Source organism: Mycobacterium angelicum (genome assembly GCF_002086155.1).
Classification (GTDB): Bacteria; Actinomycetota; Actinomycetes; order Mycobacteriales; family Mycobacteriaceae; genus Mycobacterium; species Mycobacterium angelicum.
Window position 1 is genome coordinate 1 of the sequence record NZ_MVHE01000428.1, and the last position, 248, is coordinate 248.

1 protein-coding gene is annotated in these 248 nt (G+C 70.2%); it reads left to right on the forward strand.

Annotated features, from left to right (window positions below; all coding sequences use genetic code 11):
* A partial coding sequence (locus BST12_RS30125; protein WP_245850636.1) for a PE domain-containing protein occupies positions 1 to 248 on the forward strand: 248 nt, incomplete at both ends.

Below are 248 nucleotides of genomic sequence, written 5' to 3' on the forward strand. Positions count from 1 at the left end.
TCGCGGGTTTTCATAACCAGTTCGTGGGCGCGTTGCGGGGCGGTGCGGCCGCCTACGCCAGCGCCGAAGCCGCCAACGTCCAGCAGACCGTGGTGAACGCCGTGAATGCGCCCGCCCAGGCGCTGTTGGGGCACCCGTTGATCGGGCCCGAGACGGTCGGCTCCAGCGCCGCCGCGGTCTCCTTCGGCTTCGGCCCGTTGCTCCTCGCTGGTAGCGATCCGCTGCTGGCCGTGCCATTCAGCTATCCG